We start from the raw sequence: 22469 nt of genomic DNA on the forward strand, positions 1-22469 counted from the left end.
CTTTAATCAACTTCTTTTTCTTCAAGAATTTCTACAAGATGAGGTATTTTGTTGATCTGCCCTCTAATTTCAGGGACATCATCAACCACCCTTACCTGATTTAATTTTCTAAATCCCAAACTTTTGAGAATTCTTTTGTGTTTTTCAGGGCGGCCGATACCGCTTCTAATTTGCTTTATAACCAATACCTTCTTGCCCATTATTCACCACCCTCTTCTCTTTCTTTTTCCCTGGCTGAACCAAACCTCATTTCCATAATTTCTTCAGGATATTTAAGCTGTTTCAAAGCATCAATAGTCGCCTTAACAACATTATGAGGATTGGTTGAGCCATAACACTTTGTAACAATATCCTTAATACCTGCAGATTCAACAACCGCTCTAACAGTTGCCCCTGCAATAACTCCGGTACCAGGTTTTGCTGGTTTCAACATAACCCTTGATGCACCGAAGTGTCCCCAAACTTCATAAGGAATAGTGTGGTTTACAATAGGGACTTCAATAAGGTTTTTCTTAGCCTTTTTAATCCCTTTTCTGATTGCGGCAGGTACTTCAAGGGCTTTTCCTAAACCATAGCCAACTTTGCCCTTTTCGTCACCGACAACACAAAGAGCGTTGAAGCTAAAGTTTTTACCACCCTTAACAACCTTTGTAACCCTGCCGATATAAACCACTCTATCAACAAATTCGTCCTGTGTCTGGCTGATGTTAACCAACTGCCCCTCCTATATTTAGAATTTTAATCCTTTTTCTCTTGCTGCATCTGCAAGGGCTTTAACTCTTCCGTGATAGATATATCCGCCCCTGTCAAAAACAACCTTGTCAATACCCTTTTCAAGCAGCCTTTCAGCGATTAATTCGCCTACCTTTTTGGCAGCCTCAACATTCCCACCGTAATTCACTTTGCCTTTAAGCGCCTTATCCATTGTTGATGCAGCGGCAATTGTTACCCTTTTATCATCATCAATTGCCTGCACATAGATATGTTTAAGGCTTTTGTAAACTGCCAATCTTGGTCTTTCAGCAGTGCCATGAATCTTGGCTCTTATTCTCTTTTTTATATGCAATCTTCTTTCATTACGAGACTTAAACCTCATCTCATCCCCCTATTATTTACCTGTCTTACCCTGTTTGAGGATAATTTGTTCGTCTACATACCTTACGCCTTTGCCTTTGTATGCGTCAGGCTCTCTAAACCTTCTAATTACAGCGGCTACTTCTCCAACCTTCTGCTTATCGTATCCTTCAACAGTGATGATATTCTGTTTTGCATCAACAGAGATTTCTATGCCGTCAGGAATATTGAAATTAATGGGATGAGAATACCCCAAATTTAACTCTAACACTCTGCCTTTTAAAGCAGCTTTATAACCTGTACCAATAATCTGAAGTTGTTTTTTAAACCCTTGAGTTACTCCTATAACCGAATTGTTTAAAAGCGCCCTTGTTAAGCCGTGAAAACTTTTAGTTTGTTTGTCTTCAGACTGCCTTTTAACATAAATTGTGTTTTCTTCAAGGGTAACTTCTATCTTTGGAGGTACAGGGGTTTTTAATACCCCTTTGGGCCCTTTAACTTCTACTTCATTTGGTTTAATGGTGACCTGAACTCCGGCTGGAACCGGGATTGGTTTTACTCCTATCCTTGACATAATTTCCTCCCGCTACCAAACCCTGCAAATAACTTCGCCGCCAACGCCAAGTTCTTTTGCTTTTTTACTGGTTACTACCCCTTTTGAGGTGGAAACAATTGCAATTCCATAGCCACCTAAAACCTCAGGCAACTCATCTACGCCCTTATAAACCCTTCTTGAAGGCTTGGAAACCCTTTCAATTCCGTGAATTACAGGTTCGTCTTTGTGATACTTTAGATAGATAACAATCTTTTCTTTGCCTTCATCATTAACAACCTTGAAGTTTTTAATATATCCTTCTTCCTTTAAGATTTCAGTTATAGTCTTCTTCATCCTGGAAGAAGGCACTTCTACCTTTTCATGCTTTGCCATAATAGCATTTCTTACTCTTGTTAACATATCTGCAATAGGATCAGTATACATGCCTTCACTCCTTTACCAACTTGCTTTTCTTACGCCGGGCAACAGCCCTTCGTTTGCCAATTTTCTTAAACAAATTCTGCAAAGCCCAAACTTTCTATAGTAAGCTCTGGGTCTTCCACAAATTTTACAACGATTTTTCTGCCTAACTTTAAACTTAGGCTTTTTATTTGCCTTTGCTATACTTGCAGTTCTTGCCATACCTACTCCTTACTATTTTCTAAACGGCATTCCGAGGTATTCAAGAAGTTTTTTCGCTTCCTCGTCAGTTTTTGCCGTTGTTACAATAGTGATATTCAATCCCCTTGGAACATCAACCTTGTTGTAATCAACTTCAGGGAAAATCAACTGGTCTTTAATTCCTATGGTGTAGTTTCCCCTTCCATCAAATGCATTTGGGTTTAAACCCCTGAAGTCCTTGATTCTTGGAATATCAATGTTAATCAACTTGTCTAAAAAGTGAAACATTCTATCGCCCCTTAAGGTTACCCTGCAACCAATGGGCATACCTTCTCTTAATTTAAATGCAGCGATAGACTTTTTAGCCCTTGTAATTACTGCCCTCTGCCCAGCAATCATAGTAAGGGTTTCAGCAGCAATATCAAGGGTTTTCATATTCTGGGCACCTTCACCTACGCCCATATTGAGAGACACTTTCTCAATCTTGGGCACCTGATGAATGTTCTTGTATCCGAAGTCTTTCATTAACTTCGGTACAACTTCATTCTTATATTTCTCTAACAACCTTGACATACTTCACTCCTACGCTTTGTCAATCATTCCATTGCATTTTTTACAAATTCTAACCCTTTTGCCATCTTTCAATTCTTTTCTACCAACCCTTGTGGGTTTCCCGCATTCAGGACAAATTACCATAACATTTGAGATGTGAATAGGCGCTTCCATTTCTTCAATTCCACCCTGAATTCCTGCGCCTGGATTTGGTCTTACATGCTTTTTAACATAATTGATTCCTTCAACCAAAACCCTCTCTTTCTTCAAATCCACATCAAGCACAATGCCGGTTTTACCTTTGTCTTTTCCGGCAAGGATTAAAACTTTATCCTTTTTCTTTACCTTAGCCTTTCTCAACATAGTGCACCTCTTACAGAACCTCAGGAGCAAGGGAAACTATTTTCATAAAACCTTTTTCCCTTAACTCTCTGGCAACAGGCCCGAAAACACGGGTACCTATTGGTTCATTTTCGTTGTTAATCAAAACAGCTGCATTTTCATCAAATCTAATATAGCTTCCGTCTTTTCTTCTAATTTCTTTTCTCTGCCTTACAATGACAGCCTTAACCTTTTTTACCTTTTTCTCATTCCAGGAAGGTGACGCTTCTTTAACGGAAGCCCTGATTATATCACCTACTTTTGCATACTGCCCGACATTTGAACCAATCGGGTGAATGCACATAATCTTTTTAGCACCTGAATTATCTGCAACTTTTAGAATAGTTCCCATCTGTATCATAGCCTACCCCTCTCACACAAATTAAAGTTTTTCTGCTCTTTCAAGTATCCTCTTCAAGCGCCATCTTTTCCTTTTGCTTAAAGGCCTTGACTCAATAATTTCAACCTTATCCCCGATACCACACTCATTGTTCGGGTCATGAGCCATATACTTTTTAGACCTTTTGATGTACTTCTTATAAAGAGGATGCATAACAAGTGTTTCTACTTTTACGACAATAGATTTGTCCATCTTGTCGCTTACCACTTCACCGATTAACACTTTCCTATTTTGCATCGTTTAATCTCCTTTTTTCACTGAGAATTGTGTAAAGCCTCGCAATTTCTTTTTTTGTCTGCCTTAACTTTGAAGTGTTTTCAAGTTGCCCCAAAGCATGCTGAAAACGAAGCTTAAACAACTCCTGCTTTTTATCCGCCACTAAAGCCTCTATTTCCTGAATTGTTAACTCTCTTATCTCTTTTGCTCTCATCTCAAGCCTCCCTACTTCATTCTCTCTACAAACTGGGTTTTTATAGGAAGCTTAGCAGCAGCAAGCTCAAAGGCTCTGTGTGCAAGCTCTTTGGGAACTCCCTCAATTTCAAAGAGCACCTTACCTGGCTTAACAACAGCAACCCAGCCTTCGGGAGAACCTTTACCTTTACCCATTCTTGTTTCAGCAGGCTTTTTGGTGTAAGGCTTATCAGGGAACATTCTAATCCAGATTTTTCCACCTCTTTTTACATGCCTTGTGATTGCAATACGGGCAGCCTCAATTTGCCTGTTTGTTATCCAGGCACTTTCAAGAGCCTGAAGCCCGTATTCTCCGAAAGCAACGGTAGTGCCCCTTGTTGCCTTACCCTTTACTCTGCCTTTTTGTTGTTTTCTATACTTAACTTTCTTTGGCATTAACATGAGTATCCTCCACTACTTAGCCTTTTTAACGGCTTTTTTCTCCGGTTTAACAGGCAACTTCTCACCTTTGTTAATCCACACTTTAACACCGATAACACCGTAAGTTGTCATTGATTCTGCAAAGCCGTAATCAATATCCGCTTTTAAGGTTGAGAGAGTAACTCTTCCAGCAGAATACTCTTCTGAACGAGCAATATCTGCTCCACCTAATCTGCCGGATACCTTAATTTTAATCCCCTCAACACCCTTTTTTAAAGCAGCTTCCTGCGCCCTCTTCATTGCTTTTCTAAATGCAACTCTTCTCTCAAGCAAAGAAGCAATCTGCTCTGCAACAAGCTGTGCATCTGTTTCTGGGTTTTTAACCTGCTCTACATTAACAAAAACATCTTTTTTATTCAGCTTTTTCTGAATTTCTTTTTTTAAATTCTCAACTTCGGCACCCTTCCTGCCAATAACAATACCAGGTTTTGCGGTATGTATGTTGATTGTGATTTTATCTACAGCTCTCTCTATTTCAATAGAAGAAATACCTGCATGATAAAGTCTTTTCTTTAGCCAATTTCTCAAAGCCAGGTCTTCCTGAAGGAAATCGTGATATTCTTTCTCAGCATACCACCTTGATTTCCAATTTTTATTGAATCCCAGCCTAAATCCATAAGGATGTACTTTTTGACCCACCATTCACCTCCAATTACTCTTTCACATCCAATTCAATGGTGATATGTGAATATCTTTTTAAAATCCTGACTGCTCTCCCCATTGCTGCAGGTCTGATCCTTTTAAGCATAGGCCCTTTGTCAACAAATGCCTTGCTTACATAAAGGGTGTCAACATCGATTGCTTCATTTTTGTTTTCTGCATTTGCAATAGCAGACTTTAAAACCTTCTCAACCCTTTTTGCATATGCTTTGGGAGAAGTTCCCAATATTGCAAGTGCTTCGTTAACATTTTTCCCTCTAATAGCATTGACAACAATTCTCATTTTCTGAGGAGAACCTTTAATATACTTTCCAACTGCTTTTGCTATCATGGCTTACCCCTACTTCCTTTTTGAACCTTTGTCTTTGCCGGCGTGTCCCCTGAATGTCCTTGTTGGGGAAAATTCGCCTAATTTGTGTCCAACCATGTTTTCATCCACATATACAGGGATAAACTTCTTTCCGTTGTATACCGCAAAGGTCAACCCAATCATTTCTGGAATAATGGTTGACCTGCGAGACCAGGTTTTTATTACCGCTTTACTACCAGTCTCTTTAGCCTTTTGAACCTTCTTCAAAAGGTGGTCGTCTACAAAATATCCTTTTTTTAACGATCTACCCATCTATATCCTCCACCTTATGCTTTCCTTCTTCTTACAATGTACTTATCGGTTCTGTGATTTTTCTTCCTGGTTCTGTAACCCTTTGTTGGCCATCCCCATGGTGAGCATGAAGGTCTTCCACCAGAAGTTCTACCTTCACCACCACCCATTGGGTGATCAATCGGGTTCATTGCAACACCTCTAACATGAGGTCTTCTGCCTAACCACCTGCTTCTTCCTGCTTTTCCAATTTTAATGTTTTCATGTTCCTGATTACTTACCTGCCCAATAGTTGCTCTGCAATTAACATGAACAAGTCTTACTTCACCTGAAGGAAGTCTCAAGTGTGCATAGTCTCCCTCTTTTGCTAAAAGCTGAGCATATGTACCAGCACTTCTACATAATTGGGCACCTTTACCAATCTTTAACTCAACATTGTGAATCAAGGTACCTACCGGAATGCTTTTTAAAGGAAGGGTATTACCAACCATAATGTCAACATTTTCTCCCGACATTATGGTATCACCTACCTTTAAACCTTCCGGAGCAATAATGTACCTCTTTTCTCCATCGGCATAAACCACCAAAGCGATCCATGCCGACCTGTTTGGGTCATACTCTATAGACACGACTTTTGCGGGAATATTGTCTTTATTTCTCTTAAAATCAATTATTCTGTAAAGCCTTTTGTGACCGCCACCTCTAAACCTGACCGTAACTCTTCCAAGATTATTTCTGCCACCCTTAGAATGTAAAGGTTCGGTTAATGATTTTTCAGGCTCTTTCTTAGTGAGCACAGAAAAATCTGCAACCGTCATAAACCTTCTTGAAGGGGTATATGGTTTAAACTTTTTCAACGCCATAGCTCACTCTCCTAAACATTATCAAAGAAGTCTATCTTCTTTTCTTTATCGGCAAGGTACACAATAGCCTTTTTCCAGTCTCTTCTTTTACCTTCAAATCTGCCTAATCTCTTTTTCTTACCTTTTACATTAACTGTCCTGACCGATTTAACTTTAACACCAAAAATCTTTTCCACAGCCTTCTTAATCTGAGGTTTTGTAGCATCCTTTGCAACCTCAAAAGTATAAGCGTTTTCCCTTTCCTGAAGGAAGGTGCTCCTCTCGGAAAGAATCGGCCTCAAAATGATATCGTATTCGGTTCTCATCCGAGCACCTCCTCTATTTTCTTTAAACCATCAAGGCTTACAAGAACATAGTCATACTTCATTAAATCAAATACATTTAAATCAGTTGCCACAAGGGATTTTAATCTCGGGATATTCCTTGAAGAAAGATAGAGGTTTCTATTTAAATTTCCGTCTATCAAGAGCCCTGAATCAACATTTAACCCTTTGATTACTTTGTCATAAACAAGTTTTGTTTTTGGCTGTTCAATTTCAAACTTGTCAACAACAACAAGCTTTTCATTTCTAAGCTTGTCAGAAAGGAGCATTTTTACAGCTTTTCTTCTCTTTTTCTTTGGAAATTTAACAGAAAAATCCCTTGGCTGTGGCCCATGAACAGTTCCGCCACCTACCCATAAAGGAGACCTTATACTTCCATGCCTTGCTCTACCTGTACCTTTTTGTCTCCAGGGTTTCTTTCCTCCACCACTTACATCTTTTCTATTCTTTGCAGAGGCAGTCCCTACCCTTCTATTTGCAAGGGTTGCATTCAAAGCCTCCCAAACAAGGTGTTCGTTTAACTCTACCTCAAAAATTGAAGGATTGAGTTCCACCTCATCAACAACCTGGTTGTCTAAATTTATTACTTTCACCTTAGCCATAACCTACCCCACTTAAGCCTTATTTATGAAAACATAGCTGCCACGACTTCCGGGGACAGCACCTTTTACAATTAAAAGGTTATTTTCTTTATCAATACCCACAACTTTCAAACCCTTAACAGTTACCTTCTTATTCCCCATCTGTCCAGGAAGTTTTTTCCCAGGGAAAACCCTTGAAGGCCATGCACATTGTCCAATTGAACCGGGTGCTCTGTGGAACATAGAACCGTGAGTTGCTCTACCGCCGCCAAAGCCATGTCTTTTCATTACGCCCTGGAAACCTTTTCCCTTTGATTTTCCGGTAATATCTACCTTTTCTACACCTTCAAAAATTTCAACAGTTACCTTCTGTCCCGGCTCGACTGCATCTCCTCCGTTAGGCTTAAACTCTTTTAAAACCCTCACAGCACCTACTCCAGCTTTTTCAAGGTGTCCCTTAATAGGCTTTTTTATATTTTTCGGGTTTATTTTTTCAACAAGACCTAACTGAACGGCTTCATAGTTGTCTTTATCCTTTGTTTTTACCTGAACAACAACACATGGACCCGCTTTTATCAAAGTCACAGGGATAAGCTTTCCATTTTCATCAAATACCTGTGACATTCCGATTTTTTTACCAATAAGTCCGTTAACCATAACATCTTCCTCCAAATTCAACTGCAACATTTAATTAATTCTTCTTTTCCGTAGCCTTAATCTCCACATTTACTCCTGCCGGGAGCTCAAGCTTCATTAAAGCTTCAATTGTATTCTCCGTCGGCTCAAGTATATCAATCAATCTTTTATGCACTCTGATTTCAAACTGCTCTCTTGATTTCTTATTTACATGCGGAGACCTGATTACGGTAAATCTTGATATTTCGGTAGGAAGAGGGATAGGCCCTGAAACTTCAGAGCCTGTCCTCTTCGCCGTTTCCACAATTTCAGATGTAGATTGATCTAACACCCTGTGATCATACGCCTTCAGTCTAATTCTTATTCTATCGCTTTTCATAAATCAATCTCCATTACTCAATAATTTTTGTAACTGTTCCTGCTCCAACAGTTCTTCCACCTTCTCTGATTGCGAATCTTAAACCCTGCTCCATTGCAATCGGAGTGATGAGTTCTACCTTGATTGTCAGGTTGTCGCCAGGCATTACCACTTCTCTTCCGTCTGGTAATTCTATTGTTCCTGTTACGTCTGTTGTCCTGAAGTAGAATTGTGGCCTGTAGCCTGCTCTGAATGGCTTGTGTCTTCCACCTTCTTCTTTGGTAAGGATGTATACTTCGCCTTCGAATTTGGTGTGCGGTGTGATTGTTCCAGGTTTTGCCACTACCTGTCCTCTTTCTACTTCTCTCTTGTCTGTTCCCCTGAGTAAGAGTCCTACGTTGTCTCCTGCTTCTCCTCTGTCAAGGATTTTTCTGAACATTTCTACGCCTGTTACTACTCTTTTGATTGTCGGCCTGATTCCTACGATTTCTACTTCTTCACCTGTTGTGATTACGCCTCTTTCTATTCTTCCTGTTACAACTGTTCCTCTTCCGGAGATTGAGAATACGTCTTCTATTGGCATTAAGAATGGTTTGTCTACGTCTCTTTCTGGTAGTGGGATGAATTCGTCTACTGCGTCCATGAGTTCAAGGATTGGGCCGCAGTTTGGGCATTCTCTTTTTCCACAGGAGCATTCAAGTGCTTTTAAGGCACTGCCTTTGATTACTGGTACTTCGTCTCCAGGGAATTGGTATTCGTTGAGAAGCTCTCTTACTTCCATTTCTACTAATTCAATGAGTTCCGGGTCGTCTACCATGTCTACTTTGTTTAAGAATACTACTATGTATGGTACGTTAACTTGCCTTGCAAGTAGTATGTGTTCTCTTGTCTGGGGCATTGGACCGTCGTATGCTGATACAACTAAGATTGCCCCGTCCATCTGTGCTGCACCGGTGATCATGTTTTTTACGTAGTCTGCGTGGCCAGGGCAGTCAACGTGTGCATAGTGCCTTTTTTCTGTTTCGTATTCTACATGCGCAGTGTTGATGGTGATTCCTCTTGCCTTTTCTTCTGGCGCGTTGTCAATTTCATCAAATGACTTGGGCTGTACTGTTCCCAAGTAGTTAGCAAGCACATTGGTGATTGCCGCTGTCAGGGTTGTTTTTCCGTGGTCAACGTGACCAATTGTTCCTATGTTTACGTGCGGTTTCGTTCTTTCAAATTTTTCCTTTGCCATAAATTACCTCCTAATTTTTTATGCTTCGCCTATAATTTTTTCAGCAATAGATTTTGGAACCTCTTCATACCTTGCAAACTGCATTACATAAGAAGCCCTTCCCTGACTCAAAGACCTCAAGACAGTTGCATATCCGAACATTTCGGCGAGAGGCACATAGGCTTTTATAATCTGCAAGCCGCCCTTTGATTCAAGGTTAGCAACCCTACCTCTTCTTGAATTCAAGTCACCCATAACATCCCCTAAATACTGTTCAGGAGTGGTAACTTCAACTTCCATAATTGGCTCAAGGAGATAAGGATCGGCTTTTCTCGCTGCGTTTTTAAATGCCAGCGAGGCACAGATCTTAAAAGCCATTTCAGAGGAGTCAACTTCGTGGTAAGAACCGTCATAGAGAGTGACTTTCACATTTGTCACTTCATATCCGGCCAATACCCCGGTCTCCATAGCCTCTAAAATACCCTTTTCAATAGGCTTGATGTATTCCCTTGGGATTACACCACCTGTTATCTCATCAACAAACTTAAAGTGGTCTTCAGGATACGGCTCAAGCCTTATTTTGACATGACCGTATTGACCTTTACCACCAGTTTGTTTGATGTATTTCTCTTCATGCTCAACAGATTTCTTAATAGATTCCCTGTAAGCAACCTGAGGCTGACCTACGCTAGCCTCCACTTTAAATTCCCTCATAAGCCTGTCAACAATAATCTCAAGGTGCAATTCACCCATACCGGAAATAATTGTCTGACCTGTCTCTTTATCAACATGAACTTTAAAAGTTGGGTCTTCCATAGCAAGCTTCTGTAATGCAGCGCCTAACTTTTCCTGATCCGCCTTTGTTTTTGGCTCAATAGCAACAGAGATTACCGGTTCGGGAAATTCCATTGATTCAAGGATAATAGGATGTTTCTCATCACAGATTGTGTCTCCAGTCGTAACTCCTTTCAAACCGACAACTGCAGCAATATCCCCTGCCCAAACTTCTTTAATTTCTTCTCTCTTATTCGCGTGCATTTTAAGAAGTCTTCCAACCCTTTCCTTTTTACCAGAGTTGGCATTGTAAACATAACTTCCGCTTTCAAGATGACCTGAATATACCCTGATAAACACAAGCTGACCAACATACGGGTCTGTCATTATCTTAAATGCAAGAGCGCAGAAAGGCGCATCGTCCTTTGTCTCTCTGATAATTTCTTCCCCGGTGTTTGGGTCAATACCCTGAACCGGAGGAATATCCAACGGGCTGGGCATATAGTCAACAATTGCATCAAGTAAAGGCTGAACACCCTTGTTTTTAAACGCTGTACCACAAAGTACAGGGGTAAAGTAAAGGTTAATTGTTCCCTTCCTTATACCATCTTTAATCTCATCAATTGTTAACTCTTCTCCTTCAAGGTATTTCTCCATATATTCATCACAGGTTTCAGCCGCCGCCTCAATTACCTTTGCCCTGTACTCTTCAGCCATTTCCTTCATATCTTCCGGGATATCATGAACTTCATATTCAGCACCCAATGTTTCATCTTTATATTTATATGCCTTCATCTCAACAAGATCTATAACTCCGGTAAAGGTATCTTCTTTACCCCATGGTAATTGAAGAGCAACAGGCCTTGCGTTTAATTTTTCTTCCATCTGATCCATGCAACCAAAGAAATCTGCTCCCTGCCTGTCCATTTTATTAACAAAAGCAATTCTTGGAACTCTATACTTATCAGCCTGTCTCCAGACTGTCTCAGATTGAGGCTGAACACCTCCCACAGCGCAAAAAACAGCAACTGCTCCGTCAAGAACCCTTAAGCTTCTTTCAACCTCAGCAGTAAAATCAACGTGTCCCGGAGTATCAATTATATTAATTCTATAGTTTTTCCAGAAACAGGTGGTTGCAGCAGAGGTAATCGTAATCCCTCTTTCCTGCTCCTGCACCATCCAATCCATTTGAGCAGTGCCTTCATGCACTTCTCCTATCTTATGGCTTACGCCGGTATAGTACAGAATGCGTTCTGTAGTAGTAGTTTTTCCGGCGTCAATATGAGCCATAATACCGATATTTCTTATCCTTTCAAGTGGTACTAACCTCGCCACAACTTTCTCCTTTTTAGACTAAAAGTGTTACTTTAAATTTTTGATTGTCAAAGATATCGCTTAACTTACCAGCGATAGTGAGCAAAAGCCTTGTTGGCTTCTGCCATTCTGTGAACATCTTCTTTTTTCTTAATAGCAGCACCTTCATTTTTAGATGCCGCAATAAGTTCCGCTGCAAGCCTTTGAACCATAGTTTTTTCTCCTCTTGCTCTTGCAGCAGCAACTAACCAACGCATGCTCAGGGAGAGCTGCCTTCTGGGGTTTACTTCAATTGGTACCTGGTAGGTTGCCCCTCCTACCCTTCTTGATTTGGTTTCCACAAGCGGCTTTGCATTTTCAACAGCCTGCTTGAAAACCTTCAGAGGTTCTTCCCCTGTCTTTTCCTTGATTAAATCAAGTGCACCGTAAAAGATTTTTGCGGCAACACTTTTTTTACCATCATACATCAATTTGTTAATAAACCTTGTTACCATCTCACTGTTGTAAACAGGATCAGGCATTACCTCTCTTACTAATTCACCTCTTTTCCTTCTTGGCATACCTCACTCCTCACTTAGCTGCTTTCGGTCTCTTAACACCGTATTTAGATCTTGAGGTTAATCTTCCTTCAACACCCTGTGCATCAAGAGTACCACGAATAATGTGGTAACGAACACCTGGTAAATCCTTAACCCTACCGCCTCTAATTAAAACAACTGAGTGCTCCTGCAAATTATGCCCGATACCGGGAATGTAGGCTGTTACCTCAAACCCATTTGTCAACCTTACCCTTGCCACCTTTCTGATAGCAGAGTTAGGTTTTTTTGGGGTTGTTGTATAAACCCTTGTACAAACCCCTCTTCTCTGGGGGCATCTTGTCAATGCAGGAGACTTTGTTTTTGTTTTAATTTTTTGTCTTCCTTTTCTGACTAATTGGTTAATTGTCGGCAATTCCTCACTCCTTTATTTTTATTTTTTCCAGTTAATACACAAAACTCCACAAAGCAAATTGAATTCTAACAAAACCTGAACGCACAAGTCAACTTTTTTTTACTTCAAAATTTTATTTTTACTCTATTCCGAGACTTTTTTTAGCCTGCTCCTCTGCTTTTTCTTCAGATTCAATCTCTTTAATAGTCTCATCCTCTTCAATTTCAAAGTCATGATAAGCGTAAAATCCTGTTCCTGCCGGTATCAATTTTCCTAAAATCACATTTTCTTTCAAGCCGTGAAGGTAATCAATTCTCCCTTCAACACTTGCATCTGTGAGAACCTTAGTTGTTTCCTGGAAAGAAGCGGCTGAAATAAAACTATCTGTGTTCAATGCCGCCTTGGTGATACCCAACAGCAACTGCCTACCCTTTGCAGGCTTTTTGCCTTCAGCAAGTAACTGGTCATTAACTGCCTGGAATTTAAACTTATCAACTTTATCACCCACAACAAATTCTGAATCACCCGGATCAACAACCTCAATCCACCTCATCATCTGCCTGATTATAATCTCAATGTGCTTGTCATTAATTGAAACACCCTGGTTTCTGTAAACTTCCTGAATTTCATTGATAAGAAATTTCTGTAATTCTTTGGCACCTAAAACATGAAGTATATCATGCGGGTTGATAGGACCATCAATTAATGGTTCACCAGCCATAATTTCATCCCCGTCGTTAAAGTGAATGTACTTACCTTTAGGGATATTGTATTCCTTCTTATCGCCGGTAGGAGATTCAACATAGATTTTCCTGTAACCTCTAACAATCTTTCCGTACCTTACCACACCATCAATCTCAGAGATAATAGCGTAATCCCTTGGCTTTCTTCCCTCAAAAAGGTCAACAACCCTTGGAAGACCGCCTGTAATATCCATTGTTTTAGTGGTATCTCTCGCAATTTTAGCAAGTGTAGTTCCAGCTGAAATATACTGCCCTTCGTCAACAACAATAATTGAACCTGTTGGCAGCGGATATTTAGCAATTGCTTCCCTGTCTTCATTTCTCAAAATTATCATTGGCTGAATTTTCTCATCAGGGCATTCAATAATCTTCATTCTGGTAAAACCTGTTGTCTCATCAACATCTTCAACCATTGTCAGGCCTTCTTTAACATCTCTAAAATCAACATATCCTGATTTATCAGCAACAATAACAAATGAGAATGGATCCCATTCAGCAATTAATTGCCCTTCTTCAACAGGCTGTCCATCTTTTACAAAAACCTTTGCACCGGTTACAAGGTTGTACTTTTCTCTCTCATTTCCTTCATCATCAACAATTGCAATATAACCTTTCCTTGAGAGAACAACAAGGGTGCCATCTTCTGCTTCAACATAAGAAATGTTAACAAATTTAATTGTACCTTTTCTCCCGGCTTCATGTTTGGAATGCTCTGCAACTCTGGAAGCTGTTCCACCAACGTGGAAAGTTCTCATTGTCAACTGGGTGCCAGGTTCACCAATTGATTGAGCAGCAATTACTCCAACAGCCTCACCTAACTCAACAAGCTTACCTGTTGCAAGGTTTCTTCCATAACATTTTCTGCAAACACCTTCTCTTGACTCACAGGTTAAAACAGACCTGATTCTTACCTTCTCAATACCAGCATTCTCTATTGCTTCAGCAAGAGGCTCGGTAATTTCCTCGCCAGCAGGAACTATCAATTCATTTGTATATGGATCTACAATATCTTCAAGAGCAACCCTACCTACAATTCTCTCTCTTAAAGGAACCTTTACTTCACCCTGGTCAATTAGAGCTGTAATCCAGATTCCGTCAAGTGTTCCGCAGTCTTCTTCCCTTACAATAACATCCTGAGCTACATCAATAAGCCTTCTTGTTAAGTAACCTGAGTCTGCTGTTTTCAACGCAGTATCTGCAAGACCTTTTCTTGCTCCGTGGGTTGACACAAAGTACTGCAATACAGATAAACCCTCTTTAAAGTTTGCAGTAATTGGGGTTTCAATAATTTCACCTGATGGTTTAGCCATCAATCCCCTCATTCCAGCAAGCTGTCTAATCTGCTGTTTAGAACCCCTTGCACCGGAATCTGCCATAATGTAAATTGGATTAAGGAATTCTCCCTCTTCATTTGCCTTTTCAAGGTCTTTCATCATCTCTTCAGCAACCTTGTCTGTAATATCTCCCCAGAATTTAATTATTTTATTATATCTTTCAGATGCCTCAATCTGCCCCTGCTGGTACATCTCTTCAATCTTTGCAATTTCCTTTGGAGCTTCTTCTAAAATCTTTTTCTTTGCCTCAGGAACAATAATATCGTCCATACCAAAGGATATTCCCCCCTTTGTTGCATAGTAAAATCCTGTTTTCTTAATTTCATCAAGAATTTCTACTGTTTTTTCCCTATCAAGGGTTTTGTATGCAAGTGAAACAAGGCTTCCCAACCCTTTCTTTTTAAGTAATCCGTTTACAAATGGGAGGTATCCTTTTAAGGCTTCATTAAAAAGTATTCTTCCCGGTGTTGTTTCAATAAGTTTGTTTTCAACATACTCCACATCCATTTCTACAAGATTTTGCGGGTCTCTTGCCTTTGATGTTTCAAGTATCTTACCTGTATACCTAACCTTAATTCTTGCGTGAATATCAACAAAACCTGCCTCATAGGCAGCAAGCGCTTCATGAAAATCTGAAAAAACCTTGCCCTCTCCTTTTCTGTTTTTCCTCATTACCGTCAGGTAATAAGAACCTAAGACTATATCCTGGGTTGGAGTTACAATAGGCCTTCCAGATGCAGGTGAAAGAAGGTTGTTTGAAGATAGCATTAAAACAACCGATTCAAGCTGTGCTTTAGGAGACAAAGGCACATGAACAGCCATCTGGTCTCCATCAAAATCTGCGTTAAATGCTGTACATACAAGAGGATGAAGTTTTATTGCCTTACCCTCTATTAATACAGGATAGAACGCCTGAATTGAAAGCCTGTGAAGTGTTGGAGCCCTGTTTAAAAGGACAGGGTGCCCGGTGATAACATCTTCAAGCACATCCCAAACTTCCGGCTTTTCAAGTTCAACCATCTCTTTGGCTTCTTTAATGGTTTTTGCATAGCCTCTTTTTTCAAGCTCGTGGAAGATAAAGGGCTTAAACAATTCAATAGCCATTTTTTTAGGCAATCCACACTGATTAAGTTTAAGTTCAGGGCCTATAACAATAACTGTTCTTCCTGAGTAGTCAACCCTCTTTCCTAAAAGGTTTTGCCTAAATCTACCCTTTTTCCCTTTCAGGTTATCTGCAAGAGACTTAAGGGGTCTATCATTGGAACCCTTAACTACCTTGCCCATTCTTCCGTTGTCAAAAAGAGCATCAACTGCTTCCTGAAGCATCCTCTTTTCATTTCTCATAATAACTTCAGGAGCCCTCAATTCAATGAGTTTTTTAAGCCTTGTATTTCTATTTATTACCCTTCTGTAAAGATCGTTTAAATCTGAAGTGGCAAACCTTCCACCATCTAATGGAACAAGAGGTCTGTATTCGGGAGGAATTACCGGTATAACATCTAAAATCATATATTCAGGCTTGTTGCCTGATTTCCTAAATGCATCTACAATTTTCAACCTTTTAGCAATTTTTATCTTTTTTTGCTCAGATGTTTCGTTAAGCATATCGTATCTAAGCTCTACTGCTAATTCTTCAATGTTCAAGTCTTCTAAAAGCCTCTTTATAGCCTCTGCTCCCATTCCAACTTCAAAGCTTCCACTACCATACTCTTCAAGAGCTTTTCTGTATTCATCCTCACTTAACAACTGCTTGTATTCAAGGTTTGTGGTTCCTGGGTCAAGAACAATATAACTTTCAAAATAAAGAACCTTTTCAACATTTCTCAAAGTAATATCAAGGAGAGTTCCAATTTTGGAAGGAAGCGCTTTTAAAAACCAGATATGGGAAACAGGGGCAACAAGCTCTATTCTACCCATTCTTTCTCTTCTTACCTTTGATAATGTAACCTCAACGCCACATTTATCACACACAATTCCCTTATATCTTGGTTTTTTGTACTTTCCACATAAGCATTCGTAATCGTTTATTGGACCGAAAATTTTTGCACAAAACAGACCATCTTTTTCAGGTTTGAATGTTCTGTAATTTATTGTTTCCGGTTTTGTGACCTCTCCGTAAGACCACTCTCTTATATCCTCTGGAGAGGCTATTCCTATTTTAATATTCTTTATGTGGTTAATTGAAAAATCACCACCAATATTGCTTCCCGGTTTATGTTGCTTTTCCACAATATCCTCCCAAATTAATTGTCATTAGTATCGGTGTTATCTATATTAAAAATGTCTTCATCCATTACTGAATCTTCTCCCTCTTCAGATTCTTCTTCGTCAACATTAAACTGAAGGTTGAGGCATAAACTCATTATTTCCTTCATTAAAACATTGAAGGATTCAGGGATTCCAGGCTCAGGAATTTCGTGTCCTTTCACTATAGCCTCGTATACCTTGTTCCTTCCCTGAACATCATCTGATTTATATGTGAGCATTTCCTGCAATGTATAGGCAGCACCGTATGCCTCAAGTGCCCAAACTTCCATTTCACCAAACCTCTGTCCACCAAACTGTGCTTTACCGCCTAATGGCTGTTGAGTTATCAGAGAGTACGGGCCTATTGACCTTGCGTGAATCTTGTTGTCAACAAGGTGATGCAATTTCAATAGATACATATAACCTACAGTAACTGGCTGGTCAAACCTCTCTCCAGTTTTCCCATCGTAAAGGAATGTTTGTCCGGATTCAGGTAGTCCCGCCTTTTTCAGGTAGTACTTAATATCTTCGGAAGATGCACCGTCAAAAACAGGGGTTGCAAAGTGCATACCAAGAGCCTTTGCTGCCCAACCTAAGTGAGTTTCAAGAATCTGTCCTACATTCATACGAGACGGAACACCTAAAGGATTCAAGACAATGTCAACAGGAGTGCCGTCAGGTAGATAAGGCATATCCTCTTCTGGAAGTATTCTGGAAACAACACCCTTGTTTCCGTGCCTACCTGCCATTTTATCTCCTTCAGAAAGCTTCCTCTTAACAGCGATGTAAACCTTAACCATCTTAATAACGCCAGCAGGTAATTCGTCACCCTTCTTGAGCTTTTCAACTTCATTCTCAAAAACTTTTCTTTCAATCTCAATTTTTTCATCAAACTTATCAATAAGTTTCTTTAACTCTTCTTCAACCTTCTTATTTCCTACCTTAATATTCGCCGAATCTTTAATTCCAATGGTATCAATAAAATCTTCTGTAATTTTGGTGCCCTTTTTTGCTACAAGATTTCCGTGTTTATCAACAAAGTCTTCACTTAACTTCATCCCCTCAATGAGAGAGAGAATCTGAAATTTTGTCTGAATTCTGATAATTCTTTCCTTATCCTGAAAATCCTTTTCTAATGCTTCAATTCTCTCCTGCTCAATCTTCTTTGCCCTCTCGTCTTTTTCAACACCTTTTCTTGCAAAAATTTTAACATCAACAACTGTACCTTCCATTCCAGGAGGTGTTCTTAGAGAAGCATCCTTTACATCTTCCGCTTTAGCACCAAAGATGGCCTTTAAAAGCTTTTCTTCAGGACTTGGAGTTGATTCTCCCTTTGGAGTAACCTTACCTACAAGGATATCTCCAGGCTTAACCTTGGCACCTATTCTTATAATTCCACTATCATCAAGGTCTTTTAGAAACTCCTCGTTAACATTTGGTATATCTCTGGTAATTTCCTCTGGACCTAATTTAGTATCCCTTGCTTCCACCTCAAGTTCTTCAATATGGATTGAGGTATAAACATCCTCTTTAACAATTTTTTCACTAACAAGTATTGCGTCCTCAAAGTTGTATCCCCTCCAGGGCATAAAGGCAACTAAAACATTTCTTCCTAACGCAAGTTCACCTCTATCTGTACCAGGTCCATCGGCAATTATCTCACCTTTATGAACATAATCTCCCTTTTTAACAATTGGTTTCTGATTAAAGCATGTATCCTGGTTAGACCTTTTGAATTTTACCAATGGATAGATATCTACACCTACAACTCCCTGATTTGTCTCTTTGCTGTCAACCCTAACAACAATCCTCTGTCCATCAACAGCTTCTACCCATCCTGACCTTTTAGCAACAACAGTAAGCCCGCTGTCTTTTGCGACTATATGCTCCATACCAGTTCCAACAAAAGGAGCTTCCGTCCTTAACAGAGGCACTCCCTGCCTCTGCATGTTAGAACCCATCAAAGCCCTGTTTGCGTCATCATGCTCAAGAAATGGGATTAAGGATGCAGCAATAGAAACAATCTGCTTTGGAGAAACATCAATATAATCAAGCTCTTCTCTCGGTACAAGCTTTGACTCACCTGCAACCCTGGCATTTACCTGCTCAACTGTAATATAGTTGTTTTCATCTCTTGGAGCATTTGCCTGAGCAATTTTATACTTATCTTCTTCCCAGGCTGAGAGGTAAAACACATAAGGCTCAGCAGCCATTAAAAGCTTGCCTTCTTTCTCAAGTTTTTTATTTTCAGCTTCTAATTCTTCCTTTAATATAATATCCCCCACTTTATATTTCTTTGAATCTCCAGGGAATATTACCTTAAAATGGTCTAAAACCCTTCCATTTTCAACTTTTTTATATGGGGTTTCAATAAATCCGAATTCGTTAACCTTTGCATAGCAGGCAAGTGAAACAATCAAACCAATATTAGGACCTTCAGGTGTTTCAATAGGACAAATCCTGCCGTAATGAGAGGGGTGAACATCCCTCACCTCAAAACCTGCCCTCTCTCTGCTCAAACCACCAGGGCCTAACGAGGAAAGCCTTCTCTTATGGGTAATTTCAGAGAGAATATTTGTCTGGTCCATAAACTGTGAAAGCTGAGATTGCCCGAAAAATTCTCTTAAAATAGCCATTACAGGTTTTGGGCTAATTAGTTCAGCAGGGGTAACCTGTTCAAAATCGTCCATAATAGACATCTTTTCCTTTATAGCCTTCTGCACACGAACAAGCCCAACTCTAAACTGGTTTTCAAGCAATTCTCCAACTGACCTAATTCTCCTGTTGGACAGGTGGTCAATATCGTCAACCTCACCGATTCCTTTCGGGATTTTGAAGTAGTAATCCAGAGAAATAAGTATGTCTTCTATTGACAATTCCTTTTGATCAAGATCAGTCTTTACTCCCAACTTTGTGTTTAATTTAAGCCTACCAACCCTTGAAAGGTCGTATCTGTCCCTATCAAAGCAGAGAGACAGGAAAAGCTTTCTTGCACTTTCTAAAGTTGGAGGATCACCAGGCCTTAATTTCCTGTAAAGGTCAATTAAAGCATCGTTAGTGTCTTTTACACCATCTTTTTGCAATGTGTTACTAAGTACAGGACCAACAATATCGTCTTTGGGAAGAATTACATCAATTTCTTTTATGCCTAACTCTCTTAACTTTTCAAGCTCTACAATTGTAATATCTGAGTTTGCCGGATAAAGAACCTCACCTGTTTCAGGGTTAACAATATCCTCTACATTTCTAATAATGTCAAATTCTGAAAGGTTAAATGGGATAAAGCTGTCTTCAGCAATTCTCCTTAAAGTTGATTTTTTAAATTTATTGCCTTCAGATAATATTTTCTTGCCATCAGCACCTATAATGTCTTCTGCAACTCTCTTATCTTTCAAAGCAATTGAAGGAGTCAAATAAATAATGTCATCTTCTTTACCAGTTTTCATTTTATGTACAGTGTAAAATCTCTTTAAAAATGTTTCAGTCTTTGAAAAATCCTCATCAATAAGCCCAAAACATCTCAGAAAAATTCCAGCATTGAATTTCCTTTTTCTGTCTATCCTTATGTACATTATCTCTTTTTTGTCAAACTCAAATTCAATCCAGGCACCTCTGTACGGGATAATTTGAAGTATGTATGAGTTTTTATCTTTATCCTTTTTATAGAAAACACCTGGAGACCTGTTTAACTGGTTAACAATAACCCTTTCCGTACCGTTGAAAATAAAGGTTCCTCTTTTGGTCATTATAGGGATTTCACCAAAGAAAATCTCTTTCTCTTTTACATCTTTAACAGTTTTTTCACCCTTTGAATCTACATCGAACACAGTCAACCTGAACTTTACTTTCAAAGGTACGGAATAAGTTTTTTCCATGCTTTCGCATTCTTCTACTGTATAATCCAGCTTCAACTCAACAGGAGTTTCACATTTTGGACAAATATCAGGTTTTGCATCGTTTCTGTATCCACAGTGTTCACAAATAACATACTTGTCTGTTGGGTCTTTAACATAAATATTCTTCTTACATTTTTTGCACTTAAACCTATTGTGCTCCTCACCTTTCAAAAATCCGCACTTACATTCCCAGTTACCAATTCTATATTCAACAAATTCGATCTTTGCTTTCCCTCTAAAATCCTCTATATCAAAGACGCTTTTAAACGCCGCCTGCAACCCTATCTCTTTTCTGTCTTCCGGCAACTTTTCCATTTGCAAAAACTTTGCATAAGAGTCCAGCTGAATGCTGATTAGATTAGGGATTGGTAGATAGGTTTTTATTTTGGAAAAATCATGTCTTTCCAAATGAACATTTTTCGGCATATTTTCCATTTTTTATCTCCTAAAACTTGATATTATCGCAAAAGTTGTGTATAGTTATTTAAGAACATGTTAAAAATACAAACACATATGAAAATTTAGGCACAACTCTACTTTAAAAAAATAATTGTCGCCAAAAAAATAAAAAGAGGGCAATTTTTTGCCCTCTCTATGTTTACCTGAATTATTACTTAATTTCAACCTCAGCACCAGCTTCTTCAAGCGCCTTTTTAATATCTTCAGCTTCTTCTTTTGTAGCGCCTTCTTTAACAGGGTTAGGTGCTTTGTCAACAAGCTCCTTCGCTTCTTTAAGGCCAAGACCTGTGAGTTTCTTAACAACTTTAACAACTTCAAGCTTCTTAGCGCCAGCTGACTTCAAGATTACATCAAACTCTGTCTTTTCTTCAGCAGCTTCTGCACCACCAGCTGCACCAGCAGCAGGAACAGCAACAGCTGCTGCAGCTGCGCTTACACCAAATTCCTCTTCAAGAGCCTTAACAAGATTGTTAAGCTCAAGAACTGTCATTTCCTTGATTGAATTAATAATTTCTTCCTGAGTCAATTTTGCCATTTTTTCCTCCATATTTTAAAGTTAGTTTTCTTCTTTTTGTTTAGCAATCTGATTAAGCACAACAGGTAAATTCCTGTAAATACCCTGAAGGGCTGTAACCAACCCTTGAAGCGGGTAGTTGAGAAGATACATAAGTTTTGCAACAAGCTCTTCCTTGGATGGAAGGGTTGCAACTTCCTCAAACATTTCAGGAGTTAAAACAGTTTCTTCTAACACTCCACCTTTGAAAAAGAAGGTTTCTTTCTCTTTTGCAAATTCTGACAAAACTTTTGCAAGAGAAACAGGGTCTTCCTTTGTGTATGCAACCACAGTGTTTCTTACAAGGTTTTTAGTTGCCTCTTCAAACCTTGTCCCTTCAGTTGCTTTCTTTAGAAGCCTGTTTTTTATAACCCTGTAGGTTGCACCAGTTTCTTTTATCTTCATTCTCAAGGCGTTATCTTCGTTAACTGTAACACCTGAGAATTCAAAAAGATACAGGCAAACAGCGTCTTCCAGATCCTGCTTTAACTGATTTACAAATTCTATTTTCTCTTTCTTAAACACGG

The 22469-nt window shown here is 39.4% G+C and carries 28 protein-coding genes; all 28 read right to left on the bottom strand.

Annotation, left to right across the window (positions count from 1 at the left end; genetic code table 11):
- Positions 1-2 precede the first annotated feature (2 nt).
- On the bottom strand, positions 3-200 hold the full coding sequence (gene rpmD / locus TTHT_RS06740; RefSeq protein WP_201327214.1) for a 50S ribosomal protein L30: 198 nt from the start codon (positions 198-200) through the stop codon (positions 3-5).
- The gene (gene rpsE, locus TTHT_RS06745) at positions 200-715 is read right to left on the bottom strand and encodes a 30S ribosomal protein S5 (RefSeq protein ID WP_201327215.1); all 516 of its coding nucleotides are present in this window, start codon (positions 713-715) and stop codon (positions 200-202) included. Before rpsE ends, rpmD begins: the two co-directional genes overlap by 1 nt.
- 15 nt (positions 716-730) lie before the next feature.
- A complete protein-coding gene (rplR, locus tag TTHT_RS06750) occupies positions 731-1096 on the bottom strand; it encodes a 50S ribosomal protein L18 (protein ID WP_201327216.1) in 366 nt (121 codons plus the stop codon).
- A 12-nt stretch (positions 1097-1108) separates the two neighbouring features.
- Entirely contained in the window at positions 1109-1648 is a 540-nt protein-coding gene (gene rplF / locus TTHT_RS06755) for a 50S ribosomal protein L6 (RefSeq protein WP_201327217.1), read from the bottom strand.
- Positions 1649-1660: 12 nt separating this feature from the next.
- The gene (gene rpsH / locus TTHT_RS06760; RefSeq protein WP_201327218.1) at positions 1661-2053 is read right to left on the bottom strand and encodes a 30S ribosomal protein S8; all 393 of its coding nucleotides are present in this window, start codon (positions 2051-2053) and stop codon (positions 1661-1663) included.
- Positions 2054-2065: 12 nt separating this feature from the next.
- Complete coding sequence (locus TTHT_RS06765) at positions 2066-2251, bottom strand: type Z 30S ribosomal protein S14 (RefSeq protein WP_201327219.1); 186 nt, start codon at positions 2249-2251, stop codon at positions 2066-2068.
- A 12-nt stretch (positions 2252-2263) separates the two neighbouring features.
- On the bottom strand, positions 2264-2803 hold the full coding sequence (rplE, locus tag TTHT_RS06770; protein ID WP_201327220.1) for a 50S ribosomal protein L5: 540 nt from the start codon (positions 2801-2803) through the stop codon (positions 2264-2266).
- Positions 2804-2812: 9 nt separating this feature from the next.
- The gene (gene rplX / locus TTHT_RS06775) at positions 2813-3142 is read right to left on the bottom strand and encodes a 50S ribosomal protein L24 (RefSeq protein WP_408033910.1); all 330 of its coding nucleotides are present in this window, start codon (positions 3140-3142) and stop codon (positions 2813-2815) included.
- A gap of 13 nt (positions 3143-3155) precedes the next feature.
- Positions 3156-3524 carry a 50S ribosomal protein L14 gene (gene rplN, locus TTHT_RS06780; RefSeq protein WP_201327222.1) on the bottom strand — a complete coding sequence of 123 codons (369 nt, stop codon included), beginning with the start codon at positions 3522-3524 and terminating at the stop codon, positions 3156-3158.
- 21 nt (positions 3525-3545) lie between these two features.
- Positions 3546-3800 (bottom strand): 30S ribosomal protein S17, encoded by a 255-nt coding sequence (rpsQ, locus tag TTHT_RS06785; RefSeq protein WP_201327223.1) that lies wholly within the window; start codon positions 3798-3800, stop codon positions 3546-3548.
- Positions 3790-3993: a 50S ribosomal protein L29 gene (rpmC, locus tag TTHT_RS06790; protein WP_201327224.1), complete on the bottom strand. Its 204-nt coding sequence runs from the start codon at positions 3991-3993 to the stop codon at positions 3790-3792. Before rpmC ends, rpsQ begins: the two co-directional genes overlap by 11 nt.
- 11 nt (positions 3994-4004) lie before the next feature.
- On the bottom strand, positions 4005-4415 hold the full coding sequence (rplP, locus tag TTHT_RS06795; RefSeq protein WP_201327225.1) for a 50S ribosomal protein L16: 411 nt from the start codon (positions 4413-4415) through the stop codon (positions 4005-4007).
- 12 nt (positions 4416-4427) lie between these two features.
- Positions 4428-5093, bottom strand: a complete 666-nt coding sequence (gene rpsC, locus TTHT_RS06800) for a 30S ribosomal protein S3 (protein ID WP_201327226.1) — start codon at positions 5091-5093, stop codon at positions 4428-4430.
- 13 nt (positions 5094-5106) lie between these two features.
- A complete protein-coding gene (gene rplV, locus TTHT_RS06805; RefSeq protein WP_201327227.1) occupies positions 5107-5445 on the bottom strand; it encodes a 50S ribosomal protein L22 in 339 nt (112 codons plus the stop codon).
- Positions 5446-5454: 9 nt separating this feature from the next.
- The gene (gene rpsS, locus TTHT_RS06810) at positions 5455-5736 is read right to left on the bottom strand and encodes a 30S ribosomal protein S19 (RefSeq protein ID WP_201327228.1); all 282 of its coding nucleotides are present in this window, start codon (positions 5734-5736) and stop codon (positions 5455-5457) included.
- 14 nt (positions 5737-5750) lie between these two features.
- Positions 5751-6578 carry a 50S ribosomal protein L2 gene (gene rplB / locus TTHT_RS06815; protein WP_201327229.1) on the bottom strand — a complete coding sequence of 276 codons (828 nt, stop codon included), beginning with the start codon at positions 6576-6578 and terminating at the stop codon, positions 5751-5753.
- 11 nt (positions 6579-6589) lie between these two features.
- Positions 6590-6883, bottom strand: coding sequence for a 50S ribosomal protein L23 (gene rplW / locus TTHT_RS06820; protein ID WP_201327230.1), 294 nt, complete (start codon positions 6881-6883; stop codon positions 6590-6592).
- Positions 6880-7503 (bottom strand): 50S ribosomal protein L4, encoded by a 624-nt coding sequence (gene rplD, locus TTHT_RS06825; protein WP_201327231.1) that lies wholly within the window; start codon positions 7501-7503, stop codon positions 6880-6882. Before rplD ends, rplW begins: the two co-directional genes overlap by 4 nt.
- Before the next feature lie 12 nt (positions 7504-7515).
- Entirely contained in the window at positions 7516-8139 is a 624-nt protein-coding gene (gene rplC, locus TTHT_RS06830) for a 50S ribosomal protein L3 (protein WP_201327232.1), read from the bottom strand.
- Positions 8140-8173: 34 nt separating this feature from the next.
- Positions 8174-8497, bottom strand: coding sequence for a 30S ribosomal protein S10 (rpsJ, locus tag TTHT_RS06835; protein WP_201327233.1), 324 nt, complete (start codon positions 8495-8497; stop codon positions 8174-8176).
- 13 nt (positions 8498-8510) lie between these two features.
- Positions 8511-9713: an elongation factor Tu gene (gene tuf / locus TTHT_RS06840; protein WP_201327234.1), complete on the bottom strand. Its 1203-nt coding sequence runs from the start codon at positions 9711-9713 to the stop codon at positions 8511-8513.
- Positions 9714-9731: 18 nt separating this feature from the next.
- Positions 9732-11801, bottom strand: coding sequence for an elongation factor G (fusA, locus tag TTHT_RS06845; protein WP_201327235.1), 2070 nt, complete (start codon positions 11799-11801; stop codon positions 9732-9734).
- 65 nt (positions 11802-11866) lie between these two features.
- Complete coding sequence (rpsG, locus tag TTHT_RS06850) at positions 11867-12340, bottom strand: 30S ribosomal protein S7 (protein WP_201327236.1); 474 nt, start codon at positions 12338-12340, stop codon at positions 11867-11869.
- A gap of 10 nt (positions 12341-12350) precedes the next feature.
- Positions 12351-12731: a 30S ribosomal protein S12 gene (gene rpsL / locus TTHT_RS06855; RefSeq protein WP_201327237.1), complete on the bottom strand. Its 381-nt coding sequence runs from the start codon at positions 12729-12731 to the stop codon at positions 12351-12353.
- A 118-nt stretch (positions 12732-12849) separates the two neighbouring features.
- Positions 12850-17019 (bottom strand): DNA-directed RNA polymerase subunit beta', encoded by a 4170-nt coding sequence (rpoC, locus tag TTHT_RS06860; protein ID WP_408033911.1) that lies wholly within the window; start codon positions 17017-17019, stop codon positions 12850-12852.
- Positions 17020-17030: 11 nt separating this feature from the next.
- A complete protein-coding gene (gene rpoB / locus TTHT_RS06865; RefSeq protein WP_201327239.1) occupies positions 17031-21365 on the bottom strand; it encodes a DNA-directed RNA polymerase subunit beta in 4335 nt (1444 codons plus the stop codon).
- Between the two features lie 175 nt (positions 21366-21540).
- Positions 21541-21924 (bottom strand): 50S ribosomal protein L7/L12, encoded by a 384-nt coding sequence (gene rplL, locus TTHT_RS06870; protein ID WP_236578188.1) that lies wholly within the window; start codon positions 21922-21924, stop codon positions 21541-21543.
- 21 nt (positions 21925-21945) lie between these two features.
- On the bottom strand, positions 21946-22467 hold the full coding sequence (gene rplJ, locus TTHT_RS06875) for a 50S ribosomal protein L10 (protein ID WP_201327240.1): 522 nt from the start codon (positions 22465-22467) through the stop codon (positions 21946-21948).
- Between the last annotated feature and the right edge of the window lie 2 nt (positions 22468-22469).

It is taken from the genome of Thermotomaculum hydrothermale (assembly GCF_016592575.1).
Lineage (GTDB): Bacteria > Acidobacteriota > Holophagae > Thermotomaculales > Thermotomaculaceae > Thermotomaculum > Thermotomaculum hydrothermale.

What these genes read in the sequence shown, in the direction of transcription:
- rplF (WP_201327217.1), bottom strand. Translation starts at nt 1,648, where the DNA reads ATGTCAAGGATAGGAGTAAAACCAATCCCGGTTCCAGCCGGAGTTCAG.
- rpsQ (WP_201327223.1), bottom strand. Translation starts at nt 3,800, where the DNA reads ATGCAAAATAGGAAAGTGTTAATCGGTGAAGTGGTAAGCGACAAGATG.
- tuf (WP_201327234.1), bottom strand. Translation starts at nt 9,713, where the DNA reads ATGGCAAAGGAAAAATTTGAAAGAACGAAACCGCACGTAAACATAGGA.
- rpmC (WP_201327224.1), bottom strand. Translation starts at nt 3,993, where the DNA reads ATGAGAGCAAAAGAGATAAGAGAGTTAACAATTCAGGAAATAGAGGCT.
- rplC (WP_201327232.1), bottom strand. Translation starts at nt 8,139, where the DNA reads ATGGTTAACGGACTTATTGGTAAAAAAATCGGAATGTCACAGGTATTT.
- rplE (WP_201327220.1), bottom strand. Translation starts at nt 2,803, where the DNA reads ATGTCAAGGTTGTTAGAGAAATATAAGAATGAAGTTGTACCGAAGTTA.
- rplV (WP_201327227.1), bottom strand. Translation starts at nt 5,445, where the DNA reads ATGATAGCAAAAGCAGTTGGAAAGTATATTAAAGGTTCTCCTCAGAAA.
- rplP (WP_201327225.1), bottom strand. Translation starts at nt 4,415, where the DNA reads ATGTTAATGCCAAAGAAAGTTAAGTATAGAAAACAACAAAAAGGCAGA.
- rpsS (WP_201327228.1), bottom strand. Translation starts at nt 5,736, where the DNA reads ATGGGTAGATCGTTAAAAAAAGGATATTTTGTAGACGACCACCTTTTG.
- rpsH (WP_201327218.1), bottom strand. Translation starts at nt 2,053, where the DNA reads ATGTATACTGATCCTATTGCAGATATGTTAACAAGAGTAAGAAATGCT.
- rplD (WP_201327231.1), bottom strand. Translation starts at nt 7,503, where the DNA reads ATGGCTAAGGTGAAAGTAATAAATTTAGACAACCAGGTTGTTGATGAG.
- rplW (WP_201327230.1), bottom strand. Translation starts at nt 6,883, where the DNA reads ATGAGAACCGAATACGATATCATTTTGAGGCCGATTCTTTCCGAGAGG.
- rplL (WP_236578188.1), bottom strand. Translation starts at nt 21,924, where the DNA reads ATGGCAAAATTGACTCAGGAAGAAATTATTAATTCAATCAAGGAAATG.
- rpsJ (WP_201327233.1), bottom strand. Translation starts at nt 8,497, where the DNA reads ATGAAAAGCGATAGAATAAGAATTAGACTGAAGGCGTATGATCACAGG.
- rpsG (WP_201327236.1), bottom strand. Translation starts at nt 12,340, where the DNA reads ATGCCAAGAAGGAAAAGAGGTGAATTAGTAAGAGAGGTAATGCCTGAT.
- rplB (WP_201327229.1), bottom strand. Translation starts at nt 6,578, where the DNA reads ATGGCGTTGAAAAAGTTTAAACCATATACCCCTTCAAGAAGGTTTATG.
- rplN (WP_201327222.1), bottom strand. Translation starts at nt 3,524, where the DNA reads ATGATACAGATGGGAACTATTCTAAAAGTTGCAGATAATTCAGGTGCT.
- rplR (WP_201327216.1), bottom strand. Translation starts at nt 1,096, where the DNA reads ATGAGGTTTAAGTCTCGTAATGAAAGAAGATTGCATATAAAAAAGAGA.
- rpoB (WP_201327239.1), bottom strand. Translation starts at nt 21,365, where the DNA reads ATGGAAAATATGCCGAAAAATGTTCATTTGGAAAGACATGATTTTTCC.
- rpmD (WP_201327214.1), bottom strand. Translation starts at nt 200, where the DNA reads ATGGGCAAGAAGGTATTGGTTATAAAGCAAATTAGAAGCGGTATCGGC.
- TTHT_RS06765 (WP_201327219.1), bottom strand. Translation starts at nt 2,251, where the DNA reads ATGGCAAGAACTGCAAGTATAGCAAAGGCAAATAAAAAGCCTAAGTTT.